Source organism: Bradyrhizobium sp. CCGB12 (assembly GCF_024199845.1).
Lineage (GTDB): Bacteria > Pseudomonadota > Alphaproteobacteria > Rhizobiales > Xanthobacteraceae > Bradyrhizobium.
On record NZ_JANADO010000001.1, the window covers coordinates 4787658 to 4811410 of the forward strand.

Consider the following 23753-nt stretch of genomic DNA (forward strand, 5'->3'; position numbering starts at 1 on the left):
TAACCCCGAACGTTAACACTGCGGCCGATGAGCTCAATGGCCTCGCAACCCGCGCGGACGCATGTACAGACGGGCCCCGAGGCGCAAGCCTGGGCCGAACGGCTGCGCGTGGCCAACATCAATCCGCGGACCGGGCTTGCCACTGACTATCTCAACCATTTCAATGAAGCCGTGATGCTGCTGGAAATGGTCCCTGATATGCCCGAATGCGCGGAAGACTTTTTGACTTGGTCGCCGCTCTCCTATGCCGAGCATTTCACGGCGTCGAACTTCAAGGCCCGGGATCTGGCGATCGAGGCCTATGAGAAGGCCGACCCCAACGTGCGTGCCCAGTTCGACCATATCACCGACACCATGACCTCGATTCTATCAGCCGTCGGCTCGGCCATGCGCGAGGTCGAGAAGGACACGACGCGCGTCCGACTCGCCGAGCAGGCCACGGCGTGGGTCAAGCCGTTGATTGCGGCCTGCGGCGGCATCATCAATGGCGGCGCGGAAGCCGACGTCGACACCATCATGGCGAACTGAGCCGTGGTTTCGGCGGTCCAGCCATCCCATCCCCAGATCGCGGTCAGTGCCGCGATTTTTCGCGACGGCAAGGTGCTTCTGACCCGCCGTGCCCGCTCGCCCGCAAAAGGGTTCTATTCGCTGCCCGGAGGCCGGGTCGAGTTTGGCGAATCGCTGCACCAGGCCCTGCTGCGTGAGATCGACGAGGAAACCGGGCTCGCCATCGACATCGTCGGGCTTGCCGGCTGGCGCGAGGTGCTGCCGGCCGCGGCCGGGGCCGGTCATTACCTGATCATGTCCTTTGCGGCCCGCTGGGTGGCCAAGGAGCCGGCTCTCAACCACGAGCTCGACGACTACCGTTGGATTGCCCCGGATGCCATTGCCGGCCTCGGCGACCTCAAGCTGACCGGGGGGCTGGAGGAGGTCATCCAGTCGGCCGCGCGCCTGATCGGGTCCTAACCGAAGCCGCGAACTCCGCTGCACCTCTCCCGCTTGCGGGAGAGGTCGACGCGCGAAAGCGCGGCGGGTGAGGGTTTTCTCCTCTGGGGGGGTCCTCGCCCGCGGAAGCACCCTCTCCCCACCCCTCCCCCGCAAGCGGGGAGGGAGCGCACCGCCCGCGCGGCTCGCCTTGCTTCTCCGGCCTCCACGGGGCATACACCCCGCCGATGTCCACGCGATTTCTGGCCATTTTTGCCCTAATTCTCGCCTGCGCCTCGGTGCCCACGAGGGCCCAGGACGTGGCGGCGCCCTTTGACGGCGATTTGCAGCGGCTGGCCGAGATCCTTGGCGGCCTGCACTATCTGCGCGGCATCTGCGGGTCCAACGAGGGCAACAAATGGCGCAATGAGATGCAGGCGCTGATCGATGCCGAAACGCCCTCCGGCGAGCGCCGCACCCGAATGACCGCCGCCTTCAACCGCGGCTATAACGGCTTTCAGCAGACCTACCGGAGCTGCACGCCGGCAGCGACGGTGGCGATCCGCCGCTATATCGAGGAAGGCTCGAAGATCTCGCGTGACCTGACGGCGCGTTACGCGAACTGAGTTCGCTGTCATCGTATTTGTTCACAGCCGTTAACCGTTCCTAAAGATGTGGCCTAGCGGTCGTTAACGCCCGTGCTACACCTCTCGCGCAGCGCATCGCCGTGGATCGCGCCCCAGCCCTGACCGAGTTTCATGAGCCAGCCGATTTCCTACGCCCCCGCCCGCGCGCCGCTGCCCGATCACGAGCAGAAACAGGCCGCACTGAGCTATCTCAACGAGGCCTGGGCCGAAGCGCGCCATGACGGCGTCGACGGCGATTGCCTGGCGCAAGCGAGCCTGTTTGCGGCCTTTGCCGAACTGGTCGGCACCTATGGCGAGGACGCGGTGGCGAAATTCGTCGAGGGCTTTCCCGGCCGCATCCGTAACGGCGAATTCTCGATCAGCCTCGCAAGGCAGTAGTAAGCCCTTTCTCGAAAATGACCCCGCCACATGGGCGGGGCCAGTCTACGGATGAATGACTTTGCGAAAGGCCTCGCGAAGTCTGCCGCCTTTATCGCACGGAAGCGATCGAACGCAGACGAGCATTAGTCTCGCGATGATCGGGACATGTTCCCGATGGCGCCGGGAACGCGCACCCTCCTCTTCACGGCTCGACCTTGAGCATCGCTTTCATGTTGGGATGATAGCGGCAGTAATACTCGACCATTCCGGCCTTCTTCAGAACTGACGTCGCCGACTTCTTCTCCGGCAGTGTCACGTCGAAATCGCCGTTCTTCGCCGTAGCGGTGTGCGCGAAGACGTCCTTGTTGATCCATGAGATGGTGTCACCGACCTTCGCCGTTACCTCCGCCGGCGAGATCACGAGATTCTCCATCGTGATCTCGATAGTCGCGGCGTGCGCCGGGACGGTCATCGACAGGAAGACGACCGCGAGCGCGGTCGCAGCGAGGCGTCCTGGTCTCATTTGCGCTCCCTATTTCAGCTCGGCCGCGACGTGCTCGGCGTGCTGCTGGTGGCCCTGGAATATTTTCAGGCCGGTCTGCAACAGGCTCTTCAGCTCGGCATTGCTGGCAGACGGAATGAGCTGGGTCTCCAGCGCGCCGTTGACCGCCTTGTGGTAGGCGACCTCGTTCGCGACATAGGCCTTGTCGAAGGCCGCACCGTCCAGCTTGTCGAGCTCAGCCAGCTTGTCGCTCGCCTGCTTCGACAATGCCTTGCTGGTGTCGTTGTCTTCGGGCGTGACGTTCAGCTTCTTGACCAGCGCGAGCGCCTGCTTATTCACGGCCTCGTGGTCGCGCAGCATGTCCTCGGCAAATGCTTTCACGTCCTTGTTCTTGGCCTTCTTCTGCGCCTGCTTGGCCGCGTTGATGTCGATCACGCCCGCAGTGTAGGCGATGTGGGCAATCTGCGGATCGGTGGGCTTGTCGGCGGCGTTCGCGCCTCGAAGCAGCGCTGGGCTCGACAACAGAATTGCTGCGGCGATGGCCGCGCTCCATCGGGTAAACATGTTTGACACTCCTGTGCTGCCGGTCGGTTTGCCGGCGTTGCTTCACAGGCGTTGGATGGGATCTTCGCGTAAACGTTCCCGAAAATTTCAGCCGCTGATGCCGAGCCGCTTCAGCACGGCTTCCGTCAGGCGCTCGCAGCGCCAGCCGGCGAACGGAAACGCATCCATCATCACCGGACCGATCTCCTTCTCGACATTCTCGCGCAGCATGGTGCGGGCGCGATGCAGCCGCGTCTTCACGGTCTCGGGCTTCACGCCGAGCAGATCGGCGGTCTCCTCGATGTTCATGCCCTCCATGACGCGCGCGACGAAGACCATACGGAAGACATCCGGCAGCTCGTCGATGGCGCGTTCGACGACGCGCTGGATTTCACGTTGGGCCATGGTCCTTTCCGGATCGCCTGCGGGAGAAATGGGAAACTTGATGATCTGTGCCTCGAGCGCGGCTTCGGACACCGAGTCGAACTCGACCTGAGGCTTGGCACTTCGCGCCCGGCCAAGCGCCTCGTTGATGGCAATGCGTGACAGCCAGGTCGACAATCCAGATTCGCCGCGGAAGCCATCGAGATGGGTAAAGGCGCGGACGTAGGTTTCCTGCACCACGTCCTCCGCTTCGCTGTCGCTGCGCAGGATGCCACGCGCGAGGCGGTAGAGCCTGCGGTTGTTGGCCTGCATGATCTCGCGCAACGCCGCCTCGTCGCGGCTCCGGGCACGATCGATCAGCTCGGCTTCCGGTGTCCTGGCATCGGCGGCCAGACCGGCTGTGGTCCGTTGCATGGCGGTCACCTGTTTCCACTCGTCCAGACATTGGATGCGAGCCCAGGGGAAAGGTTCCCGACTTTCTTGCGCTCTCCTGGCGGGTCCCCTTAGTCTGTCTCGATCGGCAGCGCCGGATCCCTCGCCCACTCCCCCATCGACGCGTCGTACAGCGTCAGCTTGTCGTAGCCGAGTTCCGTCAGCAGGAGCAGATCGATCGTCGCCGAGATGCCGCCGCCGCAATACAGGATAACATTCTTATCCCGCGTGACGCCCTCGGCCGCGAATTTCGCCGAGGCATCCGCAAGCGTCGTCAGCGTCTTGTCGGCATTGGTGAGCGTCGCGGCGGGAACGTTGACGCTGCCGGGAACGCGGCCGGGCCGGCCGTAGCGGCTCGGCTCGAGACCCTGATGAAACTGCGGACCGAGCGCGTTGACGATGACGGTCGCGGGATCGCCGATCCGCGCCCTCACGATGTTCTTGTCGACGAAGAAGCCTGTACGCGGCGTGGCCTTGAATGTCGTCGCCGGATATCCCTTCGGCGCGCCCGTCTCGACCGGCCGCCCCTCCCCCTTCCACTTGTCAAAGCCGCCGTCGAGCACACGCGCATCGACGCCGAGCGAGCGCAGCATCCACCAGAACCGCGTCGACCACATCATCGAGCCGATGCTGTAGAGCACGATGGTCCTGGACGCATCGAGGCCGTGCCGGCCGAACGCAGCCTCCAATTGCGCGACATCAGGCATCATGAAGAACTGTTGCGCTGAAGTGTCGGAGAACTCGCCTTGCAGGTCGAGGAAATCGGCGCCCGGGATGTGGCCGGCCTCAAACGTCTTGTCACCGGGCACCGCGCGATAGGGCACGTCGCTGCCCGGCGGCACCGGCTCATTGTAGGTCGTGCAGTCGTAGAGGCGCAGGTTGGGATCGCCGAGCATGGCGGCGAGCTGCTCGGTGGTGATGAGGGGATTTGGTTGGGTCATCGGACTGCTCTCCCGTTCGAGAGGAAGTTAGACCTCTCCCTTCGTCATTGCGAGCGCAGCGAAGCAATCCAGACTGCCACCGCGGAGGGATTCTGGATTGCTTCGCTGCGCTCGCAACGACGCCTGGGGAAGCACTATGCGTCCCCACACATGCCCTACGCCTTCAGCGTTTCCAGAAACCGCACCGGCTCGCCTTGCGAGACCGTCACCAGCTCGCCCTGCCACATCACGCGGCGGCCGCGGATGAAGGTACCGACGGGCCAGCCGGTGACGCGGACGCCGTCATAGGGCGTCCAGCCGGCTTTGGATGCCACCCATTTGTTGGTGATGGTCTCGCGGCGCTTCAAGTCGACGATGGTGAAGTCGGCGTCGTAGCCCGCGGCGATACGGCCCTTGCACGCCATGTTGTAGAGGCGCGCGGGACCGGCGCTGGTGAGATCGACGAAGCGGGCGAGCGACAGACGGCCGGAATTGACGTGATCGAGCATAACAGGCACCAGCGTCTGCACGCCGGTCATCCCGGAGGGCGAGGCCGGATAGGTCTTGGATTTCTCTTCCAGCGTATGCGGCGCATGGTCCGAGCCGAGCACGTCGACGATGCCCTGCTCGATGCCGCGCCAGATGCCGGCGCGGTGGTCCGCCCCGCGCACCGGCGGATTCATCTGCGCCAGCGTGCCGAGCCGCTCGTAGCATTCGGGCGCGACCAGCGTCAGATGATGCGGCGTCGCTTCGCAGGAGGCGACGTCCTTGTGATCGCGTAAGAATTCGATCTCCTCCTTGGTGGAGATGTGCAGCACGTGGATGCGCTTGCCGGTCTCGTGCGCGAGCTTCACCAGCCGCTGGGTCGCCATCAGCGCGGCAGTCTCGTCGCGCCAGACCGGGTGCGAGCGCGCGTCGCCCTCGATGCGCAGCGACTTGCGGTCGTTGAGGCGATACTCGTCCTCGGCATGGAACGCGGCGCGTCGGCGGATCACCTGGAAGATGCGGCGCAGGCTTTCGTCGTCCTCCACCAGCAGCGCACCGGTGGACGAGCCGATGAACACTTTGACGCCGGCGCAGCCCGGCGCACGTTCGAGCACCGGCAGATCCTGCACGTTCTCGCGGGTGCCGCCGATGAAGAAGGCGAAATCGCAATGCATGCGGTGATGGGCGCGCTTCACCTTGTCGGTGAATGTGGCCTCCGTTACCGTGAGCGGAGAGGTGTTCGGCATCTCGAACACCGCGGTGACGCCGCCCATTACGGCGCTGCGTGAGCCAGTCTCGAGGTCTTCCTTCTGCTCCAGTCCGGGCTCGCGGAAATGCACCTGCGTGTCCATCACGCCGGGGAGGATGTGCAGGCCCTTGCAGTCGATCACCTCCGCGGCGCTGCCTTGCGACAGCGCGCCTATCTCTGCGATGCGGCCACCCGAAATCCCGATGTCACGCAGGCCCTCGCCGTCCTGGTTGACCACGGTGCCGCCTTTGAGGATCACATCGAAACGCTGGGTCATGGCTGAAGGCCTCTGTCATCCCCAAGCGCAGGGCTCGAGGTCTTGTCGTTTTTGCCTTGCGGGCTTACGTTCCGCAGCAACATGTCGCAAGAGATTTTCGCATGAAATCAGCGTTTCTTCCCGACCGGAGCGTGGTCAAGGTCGCGGGCGAGGATGCGCGCAACTTCCTCAACGGCCTCATCACCACCGACGTCGACAGGCTCAAGCCGGGCCTGGGGCGATTCGGCGCACTGCTGACGCCGCAGGGCAAGATCATCGTCGACTTCCTGATCACGGAGGTGCCCGCAGGCCAGGGCGGCGGGTTCCTGATCGATTGCCCGAAAGCACTGGCCGAGGGCCTCGCCACCAAGCTGAAATTCTACAAGCTGCGTGCCAAGGTCACGGTGGAGAACCTCTCCGATGCCCTCGGCGTACTCGCAGCCTGGGACGGCCAGCTTGGCGCCCAGCCAGACCTCGCCTTCACCGACCCGCGCAATGAAGGCCTCGGCTATCGCATCCTGATCCCCGAAGATCTCAAGCAGAAGCTGTCCGACCTGATCGGCGCGGAGCTGGTCGATGCGGCCGACTACGAGGCGCATCGTATTGCGCTCGGCGTGCCGCGCGGCGGGCTCGATTTCATGTATAGCAATGCGTTCCCGCATGAGACCAACATGGATCGGCTTGCCGGCATCGATTTCGACAAGGGCTGCTATGTCGGCCAGGAGGTCGTCTCGCGCATGCAGCATCGCGGCACCGCGCGCACCCGCAGCGTGAAGGTGCTGCTCGAGGGACCCTCGCCCGAGCCCGGCGCCACCATTGTCGCCGGCGACAAGCCGGTCGGCACCATCGGCTCGACCGCTGATGGCAAGGGCATCGCGCTGGTCCGCATCGACCGCGTCGCCGACGCCCTCGATGCAAATCAGCCGCTCAGCGCCGGAGGCGTCGCGTTGACGCTCGCCGAGCCCGAAGTCGTCCGCATTCCAGCAAAACAGCCCACCGCATGAGCCGCGCCCCTCGCCTGCATTCCGACGGAAAGACACGCTGCCCCTGGCCCGGCGAAGATCCGCTCTATGTCGCCTATCACGACACCGAATGGGGCGTGCCTGAGTATGACGACCGCGCGCTCTATGAAAAGCTGATCCTCGACGGCTTCCAGGCCGGCCTCTCCTGGATCACGATCCTGCGCAAGCGCGACAATTTCCGCAAAGCCTTCGACGATTTCCAGCCGGAGAAAATCGCGCGCTACAACGAAAAGAAGGTGCACGCGCTGATGAACGATGCCGGCATCGTGCGCAACAAGGCCAAGATCGACGGCGCGATCCTGAGCGCGAAGTCGTATCTGGAGATCATGGAGAAGGGCCCGGGCTTCTCGAAGCTGCTGTGGGATTTCCTCGACGGAAGGCCCAAGATCAACCATTTCAAGACCACTGCGAGCGTGCCCGCCTCGACGCCGCTGTCGGTGCAGGTCTCCAAGGAGCTGTCCTCGCGCGGCTTCAAGTTCGTCGGCCCGACCATCGTCTACGCCTTCATGCAGGCGACCGGCATGGTCAACGACCATCTCGTCGATTGCCATTGTCACGCGACCTGCGGCAAGGCGCAGCGCAAGCCGCGTCTCAAGGCCAAATGACGGCGAAGAAGACCGCGCCCGATGCGAAGTCTCGCGCCTGGCAGCGCATGCTGTCGGGCCGGCGGCTCGACCTGCTCGATCCCTCCCCGCTCGACGTCGAGATCGCCGACATCGCGCATGGGCTGGCGCGGGTTGCGCGCTGGAACGGCCAGACGACAGGCGCGCATATCTTCTCGGTCGCGCAGCACACATTGCTGGTCGAGACGGTGATGCGGCACGAGATTCCGCGCGTGGATCAGCGCATGCGGCTCGCCGCACTGCTGCACGACGCGCCCGAATATGTGATCGGCGACATGATCTCGCCGTTCAAGGCCGTGCTCGACGGCCACTACAAGGCGGTCGAGAAGCGCCTGCTCGGTGCCATCCACGTCCGCTTTGGGCTGCCGCCGGTACTGCCGGACGAAATCACGCAAGCCGTCAAGGCCGCCGATCGCGGCGCGGCCTATCTGGAGGCGACCGAGCTTGCCGGTTTCAGCGAGAGCGAAGCGCGGCGCCTGTTCGGCAAGGATCCTGGCCTGCCCGACAACATCAGGCGCGACTACCTCACACCCTGGACCGCGGCGCGGGCCGAGAGGCAGTTTCTGGAGCGGTTTGGCGCGGTGTTCGCGTAGCATCATTTCTTCGTTGCCCCGTAGGGTGGGCAAAGGCGCTCTTGCGCCGTGCCCACCAAGTTTTCCCAATTGCGACGAAAGTGGTGGGCACGCTTCGCTTTGCCCACCCTACAGAGGCCCGCTATAATCAGCGGCAAAAAGGTCCGCCATGATCCATGTCTGTTCCCTCGCCGCGCTTCCCGAAACTGTCCGCCTCACCCGCGCCAGCCACGTGCTGACGGTGATGGCCAATGTCGAGCAGGTGGCGCGGCCGGTGTCAGTGCTGCCGGCCAATCATCTCAAGGTGTCGATGGACGACATCACCGAGGAGGTGGACGGCTTCGTCGCGCCGTCGGAGACGCATATCGAGCAGGTGCTGAACTTCGTACGCGGCTGGGACCGCAGCGCGCCGCTGGTGGTCCATTGCTACGCCGGCATCAGCCGCTCCACCGCAAGCGCGTTCGCCGCCGTCTGCGCCCTCAATCCGAACCGCGACGAGATCGAAATCGCCAGGAAGATCCGCGCGGCCTCGCCGATCGCCTCACCGAACCGTCGCATCGTCAGCCTTGCCGATCGTGCATTGGGACGCAACGGTCGCATGCTGCGCGCGCTCGATGAGATGGGCCCGGGTGCCATGATGGTCGAGGGCCGCCCCTTCGTGATCGAACTCGAATGACACCGGCGATCATCACCGCATGAGCGACAAGCTCCTGACGCCGATCGAGATTGGCCTCACCGCCGCGATCGTCGCGATCGAGGACCACGAGCCGCTGATCCTCACCGCACGCGGCGGTGACGCGCTGGCCGGCCTGCCGTTCGGGCCGTTCGATGCGCTCGCCCACCGCACCTTCGAGATCGGCCTGCGCGCCTGGGTCGAGGAGCAGACGGGCCTGCGGCTCGGCTATGTCGAGCAGCTCTACACGTTCGGCGATCGTGGCCGCCATGCCGAGGCCGGCGACACCGGCGCGCATATGGTGTCGATCGGCTATCTCGCACTGACGCGCGCCGTCGACGGCGAGCTCGCCGCTGATGGCGCGAGCTTCGAGCCCTGGTATCGCTTCTTCCCCTGGGAAGACTGGCGCGAGCAGCCGCCGGGGATCATCGCCCGCGACATCATCCCGGCGCTGACGAAATGGGCCGAAGAGGAGACGCCCGAGACGACCCGCGCGCTGCCGCGGAAGGATCGCGTGCGCTTCTATTTCGGTCTCGACGGTGCGCCCTGGGACGAGGAGCGCGTGCTCGACCGCTACGAGCTCCTGTACGAGGCCGGACTGATCGAGGAGGCACGGCGCGACGGCCGCCCTGCGGCATTAGCGCGCAAGGCGCTTCCCGCGCTCGGGACCTCGATGCGGTTCGACCACCGCCGTATCCTTGCCACGGCCATCGCGCGGCTGCGCGCAAAACTGAAGTATCGTCCTGTGGTGTTTGAACTTTTACCCGCCGAGTTCACACTCACCGAATTGCAGCACACGGTGGAGGCCATCTCCGGCCGGCACCTGCACAAACAGAATTTCCGCCGCCTCGTCGAAATGGAAGCCCTGGTCGAACCGACCGGGGTGATGTCGACACAGACCGGCGGACGCCCGGCGGCGCTCTATCGTTTCCGCCGCGACGTGCTCCAGGAGCGACCCGCGCCGGGCTTGCGCGTACGCTCCCGGCGCTAGACCCTGATTCGCGCGACCGGCCCCTGCCCGCCGGTTGCCTGGAGGCTTCATGTTCGACGGCCCGTTTGACGTCTTTGCGTTGATCATTGCGATCATCGCATTCCTCATCGCGATCAAGGCCTCAAGCCGGGCGGCCGAGCTGCGCCGCCGGCTGAGCTCGCTCGAAGAGATGCTTTTCGCGCAGCGACAGGTGCAGCCGCCGCCGCTGATGCCCGCGCCGGTGCAGGCGGAGGCGCCCGCGACGACGGCCGCCGAGCCGCCGCCGCTCGTGCCCGAAGCCGAGGCCCCGCCTCCGCTCGTCACCGAAGATGCTTCGCCGCCGCCACTCGAAACGAGCCCCGAGGCCGACGCACCGCCTCCGCTGCCTGCGCCCGCGCCCGGCTTCGAAGAGCGGCTCGGCACGCGCTGGGTGGTGTGGATCGGCGGGCTTGCACTCGCGCTCGGCGGCTTCTTCATGGTGCGCTATTCGATCGAGGCCGGTCTCGTCGGCCCCGGCGTGCGCGTATTCCTCGGTGGTCTGTTCGCGCTGGCACTACTAGGCGCCGGCGAATGGACACGGCGCAAAGAGAGCATCTCGACCATCCAGGCGCTGCCAATCGCCAACATCCCTGCGATCCTCACCGCCGCCGGAACGGCGGTGGCATTCGCGACCATCTATGCGGCCTATGCACTCTATGGCTTCCTCGTGCCCGCCACCGCCTTCGTGCTGCTCGGCCTCGTCGCGCTCGGCACGCTGGCCGCTGCGCTCTTGCACGGACCGGCGCTCGCAGGCCTTGGCGTCGTGGGCGCGTTCGTGACGCCGATCCTCGTCTCCAGCGACAAGCCGGACTATTGGGCGCTCTATATCTATCTCGCGATCGTCACCGCCGCGAGCTTCGGCCTCGCCCGCATCCGGCTGTGGCGCTGGCTCGCTGTGACCACGATTGTCTTCGCCGTGCTCTGGACCTTCCCCGGCCTCGACACTGACGAGATTCTGGTCGCCCCGCACGCCTTCCATGTGATCGCGGGTTTCGTGCTGGCCGCGCTGCTCGTCGTCTGCGGCTTCATGTTCGGCCCGACGATCGAAGACGGCGAGATCGAGCCGGTGTCGTCGAGCTCGCTTGGCGCCTATCTGTTCGGCGCGATGCTGATCGTGCTGTCGAGCGCGCATGCCGATCTGGCGCTGATCGCCTTCACGCTGCTGGTCGCCGCAACACTGTTCGTCGCCTGGCGTGCGCCGGCCGCGACCGGGGCGCTGGGCGCAGCCAGTGCGACCGTCTTCATCGTCTTCGCCGAATGGGCAGTGCGGGCCAATCCCGACATGCTGGTGCTGCCGGGCGGCCCGATATCCGGTGTCGGGCCAACGGCAATCGACAGCTCCGTGTCGCTGCACCTGGTGACCGCCGCGATCTTCGCTGCCGGCTTCGGCATTGCCGGCTTCCTGGCGCAGGGCCGGTCGAACTCGACTGTCATCCCGGTGGTGTGGTCGGCGACGGCGGTCGCGACGCCGATCGCGATCCTGGTTGCGCTCTATGCGCGCATCGCCCATCTCGACCGCTCGATCCCGTTTGCGATCCTCGCCGTGCTGCTCGCCGCCGCCTTCGGTGCTGCGACCGAAAAGCTCACGCGTCGCGAGACCCGGCCGGGCGTCGCGATCTCCACTGCCTTGTTCGCCACCGGCACGCTCGGCGCACTCGCGCTGGCGCTGACCTTCGCGCTGGAAAAGGGCTGGCTCACCATCGCGCTCGCGCTGATGTCGCTCGGCACCGCCTGGATCTCGATGCAGCGGCCAATCCCGTTCCTGCGCTGGCTCGCCGCCATCTTTGCGGCGATCGTTACCGCGCGCATCGCCTATGATCCGCGCATCGTCGGCGATGCCGTCGGCACCACGCCGATCTTCAATTGGCTGTTGTGGGGTTACGGTCTGCCAGCGCTGTCGTTCTGGGGCGCGAGCATCTTCCTGCGCCGTCGTGCCGACGACGCGCCGCTGCGTATGGTCGAGGCTGCGGCCATCCTGTTCACCGCGTTGCTCGCCTTCATGGAGATCCGCCATTTTGCGACCGGCGGCGGCATGACGTCGCCGCCCTCGCTGCTCGAATTCGCGCTGCAGGTCTGCATCACGCTCGCAATGGCGATCGGACTAGAACGATTGCGGCTGCGCAGCCGCAGCATCGTGCACAATGTCGGCGCGGTCGCGCTCACGGTGATCGGCGGGCTCATCAGCCTGTTCGGCCTCCTGATCCTGGAGAACCCGCTGATCTGGCGCGTCGACGTCGGCGGCGCGGTGTTCAACCTGCTGCTGCTCGGCTATGCGCTGCCGGCGGTTCTGATGCTGCTGCTGTCCTATGCGGTGGTCGGAGCGCGCGGCAAGGTCTATGCCAACACCATCGCCGGCGGCGCGCTGTTGTTCGCGCTCGCCTATGTCACGCTGGAGATCCGCCGCTTCTATCACGGCCCGATCCTCTCCAGCGGCGCAACGACCGGCGCGGAGCAATACACCTATTCGATCGGCTGGCTCGCCTTCGGCGTGGTGCTGCTCGGCGTCGGCATCCTCGTCAACTCGGAGCGGGCGCGGCTGGCCTCGGCCGCCGTCATCGCGCTGACGATCCTGAAAGCCTTCGTCATCGACATGTCGACGCTGACAGGCGTCTACCGCGCGCTGTCGTTCATGTGCCTCGGCGTCGTGCTGGTGGCGATCGGCTGGCTCTACCAGCGCATCCTGTTCCGGCGGCAGATCCCGCCGCCGGCGCCACAGACGAGCAGTTGAGGATCAGGCCGCGCGGACCGACTCCAGGAACTGCGCGACCTCGACCTTCAGGCGGGTGCTGTCGGTCGCCAGCGATTTCGCCGCCGACAGCACTTCCGTCGAGGCCGAGCCGGTCTCGATCGCGCCGCGCTGCACGTCGGTGATGTTCACCGAGACCTCCTGCGTGCCGACCGAGGCCTGCTGCACGTTGCGTGAGATCTCCTGCGTAGCCGCGCCCTGTTCTTCGACGGCGGCGGCGATGGCCGCGGATACCTCGGACAGCCGCTCGATGGTGCCGCCGATCTCCTGGATCGCGGTGACCGATTCCTGCGTAGCGGCCTGGATGCCCGAGACCTGCGCCCCGATCTCACCGGTCGCTTTCGCAGTCTGCTCGGCCAGCGCCTTGACCTCGGACGCAACGACCGCAAAGCCGCGGCCGGCTTCGCCGGCGCGTGCCGCCTCGATGGTCGCGTTCAGCGCCAGCAGATTGGTTTGGCCCGCGATGGTGTTGATGAGCTCGACGACGTCGCCGATGCGGGACGCCGCCTGCGACAGCGCGTTGACGCGCTCGTTGGTCCGCGCCGCCTGTTCGACGGCTTCCGCGGCCATCCGCGCCGAATCCTGAACGCGGCGGCTGATCTCGGTGATGGAGGAGGAGAGCTCCTCCGAGGCGGAGGCCACGGCCTGGACGTTGGTGGAGGCTTCCTCGGAGGCAGCTGCGACGACGGTCGCGAGCTCCTGGCCGCGCTGCGCCGTATTGGTCAGCGTCGTCGCCGATGCCTCCAGCTCGGTCGAGGCCGACGACACGGTCCCGACCACTTCGCCGATCATGGCTTCGAACTTGCGGGTGATGACATCGACGCGGCGGCCGCGCTCGATCTTGGCCTCGGCATCGGCGGCGGCAGCCTCGTCGGCGGCCTTCTTGGCGATCAGCGCCTCCTTGAAGATCTGGAGCGCATCGGCCATCGAGCCGATCTCGGTCTTCGAGCCGCGATGCGGCACCTCGGCCGAGAGGTCGCCTTCGCCGAGCGACTGCATCGGGCGGATGATTGAAGCAATACCACGAGAAACGTCACGCACGAGATAATAAGCGGCGCCGATCGCGATCACGACCGAGGCCACGATGACGCCGACCAGCACGCGGAAGATGGTGGCGTAGCTGTCGGCCGCCTGCTTCGTTTCCGTCTCGGCGCCGCGGTTGTTCAGCTCGATATCCTTCAGGAGCAGCGGATCCGCCGCCTGCGCCATCTTCGCGACCTTGGTCTGCAGCAGCTCGTTGGCGTCAGTCGGGAAGCGGCCCGTGTTCTTGCGCGACAGCGCCATCACGTCCTGCACGCCGTTCAGATATTCGGCCCACGCCTTGCTCCACTGCTCGTAGAGAGAGCGCTCCTCCGGCGAGGTGATCAAGGGCTCGTAGACCTTGCGCGTCTGCTCGATGCGCTCGCGCAGCGAGGCGAGGCGCTTCTCCGCGGCCTCCTTGCCCTCGGTCGTGTCCTGCATCAGGTGCAGGCGTAGCGCAACGCGCAGCTCGTTGATGTCGGCGCGAAGCGAGCCGAGCGCACGCACGCTCGGCAGCCAGCTCTGTGCGATCTCGACGGTGTGGGCATTGATGTTCTGCATCGTGCTGATTGCCATCACGCCGACGCCGGCGAGCGAGAGCACGAGGACCGACAACACGGTCAAAATCTTGAATCGGATCGACAAGTTCGACATTACAACAAATCCCGATGATACCTAGCGACGCACAACTCACCTGCGCCGCAATCGTCACGACGACGACAGGGCGGAAGTCATTCCAACGATGCTGGCTGGTTGTTATCCGGTAAGATTGCGCCAATAGTCGCAAACAGGCGTTAACAGGAACCTACGTGGAACTACGGAAATCGCTGCCGCCGATCTTACATCTTCCGCAACATGTGTTGCAACGCAGCAGACATCGCGCAGCATCACACCAGCACACCGCGATGCGCGGTTGTACAGGACAGCTGACGACATCAGGCCGCCCGCACCGACTCCAGGAAGCGCGCCACCTCGCTCTTGAGGCGGTTGCTTTCCTGCGACAGCGATTGCGCGGCCGAATGCACCTGCGCCGAAGCAGCCCCGGTCTCGCCGGCGCCGCGCTGAACGTCGCCGATGTTCGCCGAGACCTCCGAGGTGCCCTGCGCGGCGTTTTGGATGTTGCGGGAGATCTCCTGTGTCGCCGCACCCTGCTCCTCCACCGCCGCGGCGATGGTCGACGAGATCTCCGACATGCGCGCGATGGTGTCGCCGATCTCCCTGATCGCGCCGACGGAGTCTTCCGTCGCAGCCTGGATCGCGCCGATGTGCTGGCCGATCTCGCCGGTCGCCTTTGCGGTCTGCTCGGCAAGCGCCTTCACTTCCGTCGCCACCACGGCAAAGCCCTTGCCGGCCTCGCCTGCCCGCGCCGCCTCGATCGTCGCGTTCAGCGCCAGCAGGTTGGTCTGGGCCGCGATGGTATTGATCAGATCGACCACGTCGCCGATGCGGCCGGCCGCCTTCGTCAGCTCGGCGACACGCGCATTGGTACGTTGCGCCTGTTCCACGGCAACGTCGGCAACCCGCGCCGATTCCTGCACCTGACGGCTGATCTCGGAAATCGAGGAGGTCATCTCCTCGCTCGCTGAAGACACCGACTGGACGTTGGCGGACGCCTCCTCCGAAGCCACGGCCACGGCCGTGGCGAGCCCGTTGCCGCGCTCGGCGGCCTGCGTCAGCGTGTTGGAGGACGCCTCGAGCTCGGTTGCCGCCGACGACACGGTCTCGACGATCTCGCCGACCGCACCCTCGAAGGCATCGGCAAGCCGCCGCATGTCCGCCTTGCGCTGTTCGCGCCCGCGTGCATCGGTCTCCGCCTGCTCGGCGCGCAGCCGCTCGGCCTCCGCCATGTTGGTCCTGAACACCTCGACCGCGCCGGCCATCTCGCCGATCTCGTCCTTGCGCCCGACGCCTGGAACGGAGATCGAGAGCTCGCCGCGCGCCAGCCGCGTCATCGCGCCCACCATGGCACCGAGTGCCTTCGAGATCGAACGCCCGAGCAAGAAGCCGACCGCGGCGAGGACGACCACGGTGATGCCGAAGGCGACGGCCATCCACAAGCGCACCGCCTCGCGGGTCGCTGCTTCAGCGGCGTCGGCCTGCTTGTACACGGCATCGACGGCGGTCCGCACCTCGACCATCAAGGGCTCGATTTCGCGGAAGGTCTTCATCATGGCGGCGTCGAGAGCCGCACTCTGTTGTGCGGTTTCGGCCCAGGCCGCGAACTCGGACTGGTATTTCTGAAGCTTGGCCGTGATGTCGTTCATCACCGGCGTGGGAATTGCGACGACCTCTATCGCCTTGGAGAATTCAACAGCGGCCTTCTTCACCTCGGCAATGTATTTTGGGTCGCGCCGCAGCATGAAGTCCTTCTCGTGCCGGCGCATCATCAGCATCCAGGTCGTCGTCCTGGGATCGTCGATCTCCTTCAGCTTGGCCTCGATGTCGTGCACGGCGGCGCGAAGCGAGCCGGACAGGCCGAGCGTCTCGTTCAGCCCGAGCCTGGTCTCGGCAGCCACCAGTGCGGCGAAGTCCGACGCGTAACGCTTGAAGCCGTCCTGCACCTGCTTCATCTTCTCGGACAGTGCGCTCATGCCACCGGCCGCCATCAGCCGCTCGACTTCGTCGAAATCGCCGTTGATCGGCCCGATCAGCTCGGCATGCGCCTTGGCGTAGCTCTCGCTGCGCCGCTGCTGGAAATTCTTCTCGTTGCGGCGGGCCTCCAGCATCTCGATCGAGAGCTGCTTGTTGAGATCGGCGAGCGCACGGGCGCGGTTGGCGACGTCGCGGGACGCATCCTGGGAGAGGCTGCCGATCTCGTAGATCGCGCCGAAGGCGGCAAGACCCAGCAGTCCGAACAGTCCGATCGCCATGACCTTGTGGGTGAGGCGAATGGAAAGGCCGCTCATGAATGTGCTCCAACGATTTGATACGCAATACGGGGAGGACGACTCAGCGTCCGGAAAATTCCGCGGGCATCATGACTGCGTTGCTTTTCTGGAAAGTTAACCCTGTGCGCATTCGTCGCGGCCCCTCATACGAACGCGCGCAACCGCCACGCCTTCACGCGCGGCGGTTGCACATCACGTCTGCTGACGTCAGGCGGCGCGCACGGTGCCGAGAAACTTGCCGACTTCGAGCTTGAGCCTGTTGCTGTCGCCGGACAGCGACTGCGCCGCCGAGAGAACCTGGGACGACGCTGAACCGGTTTCGCTGGCCCCGCGCTGCACCTCGGTGATGTTGGAGGACACTTGATGGGTGCCTTCCGCCGCTTGCTGGACGTTGCGCGAGATTTCCTGCGTCGCCGCGCCCTGCTCTTCCACGGCGGCCGCGATAGTCGAGGAGATCTCCGACAGCTTCTCGATGGTGTCGCTGATGGCACCGATCGCGCCGACCGATTCCTGCGTCGCCGCCTGAATGCCGGAGATCTGCTGGCCAATCTCGCCGGTCGCCTTCGCGGTCTGCTCGGCGAGCGCCTTGACCTCGGAGGCGACCACGGCGAAACCGCGGCCGGCCTCCCCGGCGCGCGCCGCCTCGATCGTGGCGTTGAGCGCCAGGAGATTGGTCTGGCCGGCGATGGTGTTGATCAGGTCGACCACATCGCCGATCCGGGTCGCGGCCATCGACAGCTTGCTGACGCGCTCGGTCGTGGTGCGGGCCTGGCTCACCGCTTCGCTCGCCACGCGCGCGGATTCCTGCACCTGGCGGCTGATCTCGGTGATCGAAGACGACAGCTCCTCGGTCGCCGATGCCACCGACTGAACATTGGTGGAGGCCTCCTCGGAGGCAGCAGCAACCATGGTGGTGAGCTCCTGCCCGCGCTCGGCGGCCGACGTGAGCGTCGAGGCCGAAGCTTCCAGCTCGGTCGCGGCCGAGGACACGGTGTCGACGATTTCCCCGATCGCGGCTTCGAAGCTGTCGGCCAGCTTGTACATTTCGGCCTTGCGCTGCTCGGCAGCCGACTTGTCCTGCCTGATCTTGGCCTCAGATTCCTCACGCGCCTTCTGCTCCGACACGATCTTGAACTTCTCGACGGCTGCGGCGACACCACCGACCTCGTCCTTGCGGCCGAGCCCGGGCAGCACGACGGAGAAATCGCCGCCGGCAAGCCTATCCATGGCTGCGGTCAGGGCGCGGATCGGCCGTGCGATGGTCAGGAACGACATGAGCCAGGAACCGACGAGAATGAGCACGGCACACGCGCCAACCTCCATGCCGAGACGTTCGCTCGCGGCCATTTCCTGGCCCGCGGCGCTGATCTCCTCCTCGCTTCTGTGCCTGGCGAAGTCCGCAATCTCGCTCGTCAGGGTGTCGAGCTGCGCAGCGATCGGCAGCGTCACCTCGCGGGTCACGCGCGCGCCTTCCTCGGACATCTTGGCGGCGCGGGCGGGGTCCGTTGCCGCCAAGGCAATGGCCTCGCCGCGAACAGAGGCAATCTGTAGAGCGCCCTTCGCGTAATCCCCAGACAGGCCCTTGAGCTTGTCGATACGCGCGCGATTTTCCGAAGAGCGCGTCAGCTTGAGCATGGCATCGACGGTGCCGTTCAGCGCTGCCAACCGTTCGGCCAGAGCCTCGCGCGCTTTTTGCAGTTCACTCGGATTGTTGGCGAGACGGACATCTCGCACGGCAAGCTGCATGCCGCGCGCCCAAAGTTTGGCTTCGATCGCGTCCCGTGCCAGCTCCTGTTGCGCGAAGGCGGCCTGGTTGGACCGGCGCACATTGCCGTTCCCGGTGAACTGGCTCACGATCATGGCGACGACGAGACCGACGCCGCATGCCGAAACGATCGCCAGTTTTGTACCAATCCGCAAATTCCGAACGAGGCTCAACATGGGCATGTTTCCCTGAGGAAATGCGCAGCCGAATCATTGTCGGCCGCCCTTGGCGTTGATCGCCCTTGCCTGAAAAATGAGCGCTCGCCATTCCAATTAGGTTAACAACGATCGCCGTGGAAATACTGGATCGGCGCAAAAGCCCTTGAAATTCAGCACGGAGCGCGAGCTTAACAAGTTAATCACAAGCAGCGATGGAAGCCTTGCCCTGCTGCGCCACGGTCTCACCGACGAGGCTGATGCGGAATACCGGCCTCTTGTTCTCGTCGAGCAGCTCCATGGACCACGCTGCGTTCGGCTTCAGGCCGCGTGCGATACCGCCGAGCAGATTGGCGCAGACCTCGGTCAACTCGGTCCAGGCCGCTCTGCGATCCTCGAACTCGTACGGCTGATCGGCGGCGCCGGAATAGCGACCGGTACTGATGCGGAAGAAGTAGAGCGACATCGTTGAACCCTTGTGTAGGGCCGCGTCCCCCGGGCCGTACGCAAACTGGCCGCGAACAGCTACCAACGCATGAAAACCGCCGTCCGTATGACTACGGCGCGGCAGCTTCGTGCTCGATCGAGGTCTTCAACGAAAAAGTGCGCGGACTGTCCGTGCAGCCAACTCACTGAGTCGAGCGGCGCAGCTCCAACGGGGCCTCGATCTTCGCGGGTTCCGATTTGGCTTCCGACTTCACCGGCTCGAGGCGACCGCTCTCGACACGCGGCGTCTCGACCCGTGCAGCGACTTCGGTGTTGGGTGCGACGACCGAACCGGTGCGTTCCGAGGTGCGCAGCGAGCGTGGACGCGCGACGGCGCGCGCCATCAGCATCTGATTGCCACCCTGATGGTGGAAGTCGCAATAGGCGAAGCCCATGCCTGACACCGAACCGCGGAAGCTGCGATCGTCAGTCTTTTCCAGGTTGAAACAGGGCTCGAACGGAATGCCCTTGATCGAGGCGCAGACGTTCTGGCCGCGGATCTGGAGCGTGTTGCCGGGCAGGCGAAGATGGCGCACCGGGCCCGCCCCCGAGAACTGCACGGCGCCCGCAGCGCCGAGGTCGTCGAGGATGCGGCCCGCACCACGGGTGCCGTCGAAACAGGTGAAGGCGAATACCTTGCCGGCGACGAAGCGGCGCGCCTCGTCAGCATTCATGCTTCCGGCCATGGCCGGTGCAAACGTCACTGCCGCCGTGACAGCCCCCAACACAATACGCGCAAGCATGCTCTACTCCGAACCAACCCCCGCAGCGGGCGATGCCTTATCTCTCTTTACCCGCTGCTTACCATACTAACCGTGGCAACATTGGAGCAGGTTGGTTGGTAAAGTCTGAACGCCGTTAGACAATTTTTACCACGATGCGGCCGCGGACCTCGCCTGCGAGGATTTTCGCGCCCCAGTCCGGCACCTCCGCAAGCGGAATTTCCTTAGTGATTTCAGCTAGTTTCGTCCGGTCCAGATCGGAGGCCAAGCGCAGCCAGGCAGCTTTCCGCGGCTCGATCGGGCACATCACCGAATCGATGCCGAGAAGGCACACCCCGCGCAAAATGAACGGTGCGACAGAAGATGGCAGGTCCATGCCGGCCGCCAGACCGCAGGCCGCGATCGCTCCGCCATACTTCGTCATCGACAGCAGATTCGCGAGCGTGGTGGAGCCGACGCTATCGACTCCACCCGCCCAGCGCTCCTTGGCCAGAGGCTTTGCCGGCGCCGACAATTCGTTGCGGTCGATAACTTCGGCTGCACCCAGGTGCTTCAGGTAGTCGGCCTCCGAGGCGCGACCGGTCGAGGCGATGACGTGGTAGCCGAGCTTCGACAGCACCGCGGTTGCAACCGAGCCGACGCCGCCGGCGGCACCCGTCACCACGACCGGGCCGCTCTTTGGCGAGATGCCGTGCTTCTCCAGCGCCAGCACGGAGAGCATCGCGGTGAAGCCGGCGGTGCCGATCGCCATGGCGTCGCGCGTCGACAAGCCCTGCGGCAGCGCGACCAGCCAGTCGCCCTTCACCCGCGCCTTCTCGGCATAGGCGCCGAGATGAGTCTCGCCCATGCCCCAGCCGGTGCAGACCACCTTGTCGCCCGCCTTCCACTGCGGATGCGAGGACGCTTCGACGGTGCCCGCGAAATCGATGCCGGCGATCATCGGGAAGCGGCGCACCACCGGCGCCTTGCCTGACAGCGCGAGGCCGTCCTTGTAGTTCAGCGTCGACCATTCCACGCGCACGGTGACGTCGCCGTCCATCAGCTCGGCTTCGTCGAACTGCGTGAGAGCGACGGTGGTGCCTTTATCCGCCTTGTCGATCCGGATTGCCTTGAATGTGCCCACGACTGAACTCCCTGACTTGTTTGTCGGGGATGTTTAGCCGATCAGGCAGGCTGCGCAACCGCTCGCTGAACCGGTTTCTCCACGATGGGAAGATTGATCAGCGCGGAGAGCACACCAAACAGGATCGAGAGCCACCAGATCGGCGTGTAGGAACCGAAGCGCTCGAACACGATGCCCCCCAACCAGACGCCGAGGAAGCCGCCGACCTGATGGCTGACGAAGGCGAAGCCGTACAGCGTCGCAAGCCAGCGCGTGCCGAACATCAGCGCCACCAGTGCCGAGGTCGGCGGCACCGTCGACAGCCAGGTCAAGCCGGAGACCGCGCCGAACGCGATCGCCGAGAACGGCGTGATCGGGAACGATATGAAGGCGAGCGTCGCAAGCGCGCGGGTGAAGTAGATCGTCGAGAGGATGTAGCGCTTGGGCAGCGAGTTCTGGAGGTAGCCGACGCTGAGCGAGCCCACGATGTTGAACAGGCCGATCGCCGCGATCACCCAGCCGCCGGTTTGCGCCGAGATGCCGCGATCGACCAGGAAGGCCGGCAGATGCACGGTGATGAAGGCGAGCTGGAAGCCGCAGGTGAAGAAGCCGAGCACCAAGAGCACGTAGGAGCGATGGCCGAAGGCTTCCGCGAGCGCCTTCGTAAACGTCTGCTCATCGGCAGGCGTGGTGTTGGTCGTCGCCGCGACCGGCGGCGTCGAGAGTGCCAGCGACAGCGGAATGATCAGCAGCATCAGGAAGCCGAACACGGAGAGCGTCTGCTGCCAGCCGAAATTGTCGATCAGCGCAACGCCGATGGGCGCGAACAGGAACTGCCCGAACGAGCCCGCCGCGGTGCCGGCGCCGAGCGCAAGGCCGCGCTTCTCGGCCGGCAGGAGCTTGCTGAATGCCGACAGCACCAGGTTGAACGAGCAGCCGGCGAGGCCAAAGCCGACCATGACGCCTGCGCCGATGTTGAGCGACAGCGGCGTCGAGGAGTAGCGCATCAGGAGCAGACCGCCGGCATAGAGCAGAGCGCCGACACACATCACGCGGAACAGGCCGAAGCGATCGGCGACCGCTCCCGCGAACGGCTGGCCCAAGCCCCACAGCAGGTTCTGCACGGCGATCGCAAGGCCGAACACGTCGCGGCCCCAGGCGAACTCATGGCTCATAGGCTGCACGAAGAAGCCCAGCGCCGAGCGCGGACCGAAACCGAGCATGCCGATCGCACAGCCGCAGAGGATCATGACCGCCGGCGTGCGCCAGCTGACGGAACGTGAGGCCTGACCGGGCTCGCCCGCTTGTGTCGACATGGAGTTCCTCATCTGACGTCGGCGGATCCGCAAATCGGCAGCCGCTATCGAGCCGTTTAATGCATCTGCATGAAAACCCCAAGTCAAAAACGTTTGCGTTCCACGAAGGGCTGCCGCGGGAGTATTGCGTTTCAATTCGGCCTCGGCTTACGCACGTCGCGTGACTTGACGGGAATGTGTGCGGCATCCCCTAGCCGTTGTCTTCAGCGCGTGTTATCTTCGATCTACTCATATTGAGCATATTAGAGCTTCGCAGGCGTCCCGCTCCGGCCTCTCGGCCGGATTACTCAGGCTCTATATATACTCATATCGAGCATAAATGACATGCGAGGGAGGCTTTGATGCCGATCACTGGAATTTACGGCCCCGACGATTTTGCCAACCGGCCGCGCGGCCAGACCATCAGCAGCCTTCCTCGCGCCGCTCCCGCGCGGCCGGAGCCGGCTTTGCCGATGCCCACACTGGACTGGACGCCCGAGGTCGAGCGCGCCACCGCATCCCTCTACGAACGCGTGAAGCACGTGATCCCGCCGATCGAGTGGCCGCTGATGGCGCCGACGATCAAGGCGATCAACGAGCTGAAGCGCGCCCGGAACGCCGTCATCCTCGCGCACAACTATCAGGCGCCGGAGATCTTTCATTGCGTCGCCGACATCGGCGGCGACTCGCTCCAGCTCGCGGTCGAAGCCACCAAGGTGAAGGCCGACATCATCGTGCAGTGCGGCGTGCACTTCATGGCGGAGACCTCGAAGCTGCTCAACCCCGACAAGACGGTGCTGATCCCGGATTCGCGGGCCGGCTGCTCGCTCGCCGCCAGCATCACCGGCACGGATGTGCGCCTGCTCCGCGAAAAATTTCCCGGCGTGCCTGTGGTCGCCTACGTCAACACGTCGGCGGAGGTGAAGGCGGAGGTCGACATCTGCTGCACCTCGTCGAACGCGGTGCAGGTGGTCGAGAGCCTGAATGCGCCGAGCGTCATCTTCCTGCCCGACCGTTATCTCGCCACCTACGTGGCGTCCAAGACCGACGTGAAGATCATCGCCTGGAAGGGGGCCTGCGAGGTGCACGAGCGCTTCACGGGCGAAGAGTTGCGCAGCCTTCGCGATGCCGATCCCTCTGTGCAGATCATCGCGCATCCCGAATGCCCGCCTGACGTGCTGGCGGAGGCCGACTTCACCGGCTCGACGGCACACATGATCAGCTGGGTGCGCAACAAGCGGCCGCGGCGGCTCGTGATGATCACGGAATGCTCGATGGCCGACAACGTGCGGGCCGAGCTGCCCGATGTGGAGATGCTGCGCCCCTGCAATCTCTGCCCGCATATGAAACGCATCACGCTTGCCAACATCCTGGAGAGCCTGCTGACGCTCCGCGAGGAGGTGACGATCGATCCCGCGCTCGCGAGCCGCGCGCGCCAATCGGTCGAGCGGATGATCAATCTGAAGAACTAGA

Annotated in this window: 23 protein-coding genes; 11 read left to right on the forward strand and 12 right to left on the reverse strand. The window is 65.2% G+C overall.

Annotation, left to right across the window (positions count from 1 at the left end):
• Positions 1-27 precede the first annotated feature (27 nt).
• The 4 genes from NLM27_RS22390 to NLM27_RS22405 all read left to right on the forward strand — a co-directional run bounded on the left by NLM27_RS22390 (position 28) and on the right by NLM27_RS22405 (position 1949).
• Entirely contained in the window at positions 28-528 is a 501-nt protein-coding gene (locus NLM27_RS22390) for a hypothetical protein (RefSeq protein WP_254145381.1), read from the forward strand.
• Between the two features lie 3 nt (positions 529-531).
• Positions 532-966, forward strand: a complete 435-nt coding sequence (locus tag NLM27_RS22395) for an NUDIX hydrolase (protein ID WP_254145382.1) — start codon at positions 532-534, stop codon at positions 964-966.
• 206 nt (positions 967-1172) lie between these two features.
• The gene (locus NLM27_RS22400; protein ID WP_254145383.1) at positions 1173-1550 is read left to right on the forward strand and encodes a TIGR02301 family protein; all 378 of its coding nucleotides are present in this window, start codon (positions 1173-1175) and stop codon (positions 1548-1550) included.
• Positions 1551-1682: 132 nt separating this feature from the next.
• On the forward strand, positions 1683-1949 hold the full coding sequence (locus NLM27_RS22405; RefSeq protein WP_254145384.1) for a hypothetical protein: 267 nt from the start codon (positions 1683-1685) through the stop codon (positions 1947-1949).
• Between the two features lie 184 nt (positions 1950-2133).
• On the opposite strand, the gene NLM27_RS22410 is transcribed toward NLM27_RS22405, so the two are convergent.
• The 5 genes from NLM27_RS22410 to NLM27_RS22430 all read right to left on the reverse strand — a co-directional run bounded on the left by NLM27_RS22410 (position 2134) and on the right by NLM27_RS22430 (position 6223).
• Entirely contained in the window at positions 2134-2454 is a 321-nt protein-coding gene (locus NLM27_RS22410) for a cupredoxin domain-containing protein (protein WP_254145385.1), read from the reverse strand.
• A gap of 9 nt (positions 2455-2463) precedes the next feature.
• On the reverse strand, positions 2464-2997 hold the full coding sequence (locus NLM27_RS22415) for a DUF4142 domain-containing protein (RefSeq protein ID WP_254145386.1): 534 nt from the start codon (positions 2995-2997) through the stop codon (positions 2464-2466).
• Between the two features lie 87 nt (positions 2998-3084).
• Positions 3085-3774 (reverse strand): RNA polymerase sigma factor, encoded by a 690-nt coding sequence (locus tag NLM27_RS22420; RefSeq protein WP_254145387.1) that lies wholly within the window; start codon positions 3772-3774, stop codon positions 3085-3087.
• Between the two features lie 89 nt (positions 3775-3863).
• Positions 3864-4733, reverse strand: a complete 870-nt coding sequence (locus NLM27_RS22425) for a sulfurtransferase (RefSeq protein ID WP_254145388.1) — start codon at positions 4731-4733, stop codon at positions 3864-3866.
• 155 nt (positions 4734-4888) lie between these two features.
• Positions 4889-6223 carry a dihydroorotase gene (locus NLM27_RS22430; protein ID WP_254145389.1) on the reverse strand — a complete coding sequence of 445 codons (1335 nt, stop codon included), beginning with the start codon at positions 6221-6223 and terminating at the stop codon, positions 4889-4891.
• 101 nt (positions 6224-6324) lie between these two features.
• Here NLM27_RS22430 and NLM27_RS22435 point away from each other — a divergent pair, with 101 nt between their 5' ends.
• The 6 genes from NLM27_RS22435 (at position 6325) to NLM27_RS22460 (ending at position 12829) form a co-directional block, all read left to right on the forward strand.
• The gene (locus NLM27_RS22435; RefSeq protein ID WP_254145390.1) at positions 6325-7206 is read left to right on the forward strand and encodes a folate-binding protein YgfZ; all 882 of its coding nucleotides are present in this window, start codon (positions 6325-6327) and stop codon (positions 7204-7206) included.
• On the forward strand, positions 7203-7829 hold the full coding sequence (locus NLM27_RS22440; RefSeq protein ID WP_254145391.1) for a DNA-3-methyladenine glycosylase I: 627 nt from the start codon (positions 7203-7205) through the stop codon (positions 7827-7829). The genes NLM27_RS22435 and NLM27_RS22440 overlap by 4 nt, the downstream gene beginning before the upstream one ends.
• Positions 7826-8440 (forward strand): HD family hydrolase, encoded by a 615-nt coding sequence (locus NLM27_RS22445; protein WP_254145392.1) that lies wholly within the window; start codon positions 7826-7828, stop codon positions 8438-8440. The genes NLM27_RS22440 and NLM27_RS22445 overlap by 4 nt, the downstream gene beginning before the upstream one ends.
• Before the next feature lie 148 nt (positions 8441-8588).
• Positions 8589-9095 carry a tyrosine phosphatase family protein gene (locus tag NLM27_RS22450; protein WP_254145393.1) on the forward strand — a complete coding sequence of 169 codons (507 nt, stop codon included), beginning with the start codon at positions 8589-8591 and terminating at the stop codon, positions 9093-9095.
• A gap of 19 nt (positions 9096-9114) precedes the next feature.
• Entirely contained in the window at positions 9115-10083 is a 969-nt protein-coding gene (locus NLM27_RS22455; protein ID WP_254145394.1) for an NAD regulator, read from the forward strand.
• Positions 10084-10132: 49 nt separating this feature from the next.
• Complete coding sequence (locus NLM27_RS22460) at positions 10133-12829, forward strand: DUF2339 domain-containing protein (protein ID WP_254145395.1); 2697 nt, start codon at positions 10133-10135, stop codon at positions 12827-12829.
• Between the two features lie 3 nt (positions 12830-12832).
• On the opposite strand, the gene NLM27_RS22465 is transcribed toward NLM27_RS22460, so the two are convergent.
• The 7 genes from NLM27_RS22465 to NLM27_RS22495 form a co-directional block, all read right to left on the reverse strand.
• Complete coding sequence (locus NLM27_RS22465) at positions 12833-14521, reverse strand: methyl-accepting chemotaxis protein (RefSeq protein ID WP_254145396.1); 1689 nt, start codon at positions 14519-14521, stop codon at positions 12833-12835.
• 281 nt (positions 14522-14802) lie between these two features.
• Positions 14803-16773, reverse strand: coding sequence for a methyl-accepting chemotaxis protein (locus tag NLM27_RS22470; RefSeq protein ID WP_254145397.1), 1971 nt, complete (start codon positions 16771-16773; stop codon positions 14803-14805).
• Between the two features lie 189 nt (positions 16774-16962).
• Positions 16963-18696: a methyl-accepting chemotaxis protein gene (locus NLM27_RS22475; RefSeq protein WP_254145398.1), complete on the reverse strand. Its 1734-nt coding sequence runs from the start codon at positions 18694-18696 to the stop codon at positions 16963-16965.
• Positions 18697-18874: 178 nt separating this feature from the next.
• Positions 18875-19141 (reverse strand): DUF6894 family protein, encoded by a 267-nt coding sequence (locus tag NLM27_RS22480; protein ID WP_254145399.1) that lies wholly within the window; start codon positions 19139-19141, stop codon positions 18875-18877.
• Positions 19142-19304: 163 nt separating this feature from the next.
• Entirely contained in the window at positions 19305-19904 is a 600-nt protein-coding gene (locus NLM27_RS22485; protein WP_254145400.1) for a hypothetical protein, read from the reverse strand.
• A gap of 115 nt (positions 19905-20019) precedes the next feature.
• Positions 20020-21006 carry an MDR family oxidoreductase gene (locus tag NLM27_RS22490; RefSeq protein ID WP_254145401.1) on the reverse strand — a complete coding sequence of 329 codons (987 nt, stop codon included), beginning with the start codon at positions 21004-21006 and terminating at the stop codon, positions 20020-20022.
• Between the two features lie 41 nt (positions 21007-21047).
• Positions 21048-22301, reverse strand: coding sequence for an MFS transporter (locus NLM27_RS22495; RefSeq protein WP_254145402.1), 1254 nt, complete (start codon positions 22299-22301; stop codon positions 21048-21050).
• A 341-nt stretch (positions 22302-22642) separates the two neighbouring features.
• Here NLM27_RS22495 and nadA point away from each other — a divergent pair, with 341 nt between their 5' ends.
• Positions 22643-23752 carry a quinolinate synthase NadA gene (gene nadA / locus NLM27_RS22500; protein WP_254145403.1) on the forward strand — a complete coding sequence of 370 codons (1110 nt, stop codon included), beginning with the start codon at positions 22643-22645 and terminating at the stop codon, positions 23750-23752.
• Position 23753: the final 1 nt, after the last annotated feature.

What these genes read in the sequence shown, in the direction of transcription:
- NLM27_RS22430 (WP_254145389.1), bottom strand. Translation starts at nt 6,223, where the DNA reads ATGACCCAGCGTTTCGATGTGATCCTCAAAGGCGGCACCGTGGTCAAC.
- NLM27_RS22425 (WP_254145388.1), bottom strand. Translation starts at nt 4,733, where the DNA reads ATGACCCAACCAAATCCCCTCATCACCACCGAGCAGCTCGCCGCCATG.
- nadA (WP_254145403.1), top strand. Translation starts at nt 22,643, where the DNA reads ATGCCGATCACTGGAATTTACGGCCCCGACGATTTTGCCAACCGGCCG.
- NLM27_RS22455 (WP_254145394.1), top strand. Translation starts at nt 9,115, where the DNA reads ATGAGCGACAAGCTCCTGACGCCGATCGAGATTGGCCTCACCGCCGCG.
- NLM27_RS22475 (WP_254145398.1), bottom strand. Translation starts at nt 18,696, where the DNA reads ATGTTGAGCCTCGTTCGGAATTTGCGGATTGGTACAAAACTGGCGATC.
- NLM27_RS22445 (WP_254145392.1), top strand. Translation starts at nt 7,826, where the DNA reads ATGACGGCGAAGAAGACCGCGCCCGATGCGAAGTCTCGCGCCTGGCAG.
- NLM27_RS22405 (WP_254145384.1), top strand. Translation starts at nt 1,683, where the DNA reads ATGAGCCAGCCGATTTCCTACGCCCCCGCCCGCGCGCCGCTGCCCGAT.
- NLM27_RS22460 (WP_254145395.1), top strand. Translation starts at nt 10,133, where the DNA reads ATGTTCGACGGCCCGTTTGACGTCTTTGCGTTGATCATTGCGATCATC.
- NLM27_RS22435 (WP_254145390.1), top strand. Translation starts at nt 6,325, where the DNA reads ATGAAATCAGCGTTTCTTCCCGACCGGAGCGTGGTCAAGGTCGCGGGC.
- NLM27_RS22450 (WP_254145393.1), top strand. Translation starts at nt 8,589, where the DNA reads ATGATCCATGTCTGTTCCCTCGCCGCGCTTCCCGAAACTGTCCGCCTC.
- NLM27_RS22400 (WP_254145383.1), top strand. Translation starts at nt 1,173, where the DNA reads ATGTCCACGCGATTTCTGGCCATTTTTGCCCTAATTCTCGCCTGCGCC.
- NLM27_RS22465 (WP_254145396.1), bottom strand. Translation starts at nt 14,521, where the DNA reads ATGTCGAACTTGTCGATCCGATTCAAGATTTTGACCGTGTTGTCGGTC.
- NLM27_RS22470 (WP_254145397.1), bottom strand. Translation starts at nt 16,773, where the DNA reads ATGAGCGGCCTTTCCATTCGCCTCACCCACAAGGTCATGGCGATCGGA.
- NLM27_RS22495 (WP_254145402.1), bottom strand. Translation starts at nt 22,301, where the DNA reads ATGTCGACACAAGCGGGCGAGCCCGGTCAGGCCTCACGTTCCGTCAGC.
- NLM27_RS22415 (WP_254145386.1), bottom strand. Translation starts at nt 2,997, where the DNA reads ATGTTTACCCGATGGAGCGCGGCCATCGCCGCAGCAATTCTGTTGTCG.
- NLM27_RS22440 (WP_254145391.1), top strand. Translation starts at nt 7,203, where the DNA reads ATGAGCCGCGCCCCTCGCCTGCATTCCGACGGAAAGACACGCTGCCCC.
- NLM27_RS22420 (WP_254145387.1), bottom strand. Translation starts at nt 3,774, where the DNA reads ATGCAACGGACCACAGCCGGTCTGGCCGCCGATGCCAGGACACCGGAA.
- NLM27_RS22480 (WP_254145399.1), bottom strand. Translation starts at nt 19,141, where the DNA reads ATGTCGCTCTACTTCTTCCGCATCAGTACCGGTCGCTATTCCGGCGCC.
- NLM27_RS22410 (WP_254145385.1), bottom strand. Translation starts at nt 2,454, where the DNA reads ATGAGACCAGGACGCCTCGCTGCGACCGCGCTCGCGGTCGTCTTCCTG.
- NLM27_RS22390 (WP_254145381.1), top strand. Translation starts at nt 28, where the DNA reads ATGAGCTCAATGGCCTCGCAACCCGCGCGGACGCATGTACAGACGGGC.
- NLM27_RS22485 (WP_254145400.1), bottom strand. Translation starts at nt 19,904, where the DNA reads ATGCTTGCGCGTATTGTGTTGGGGGCTGTCACGGCGGCAGTGACGTTT.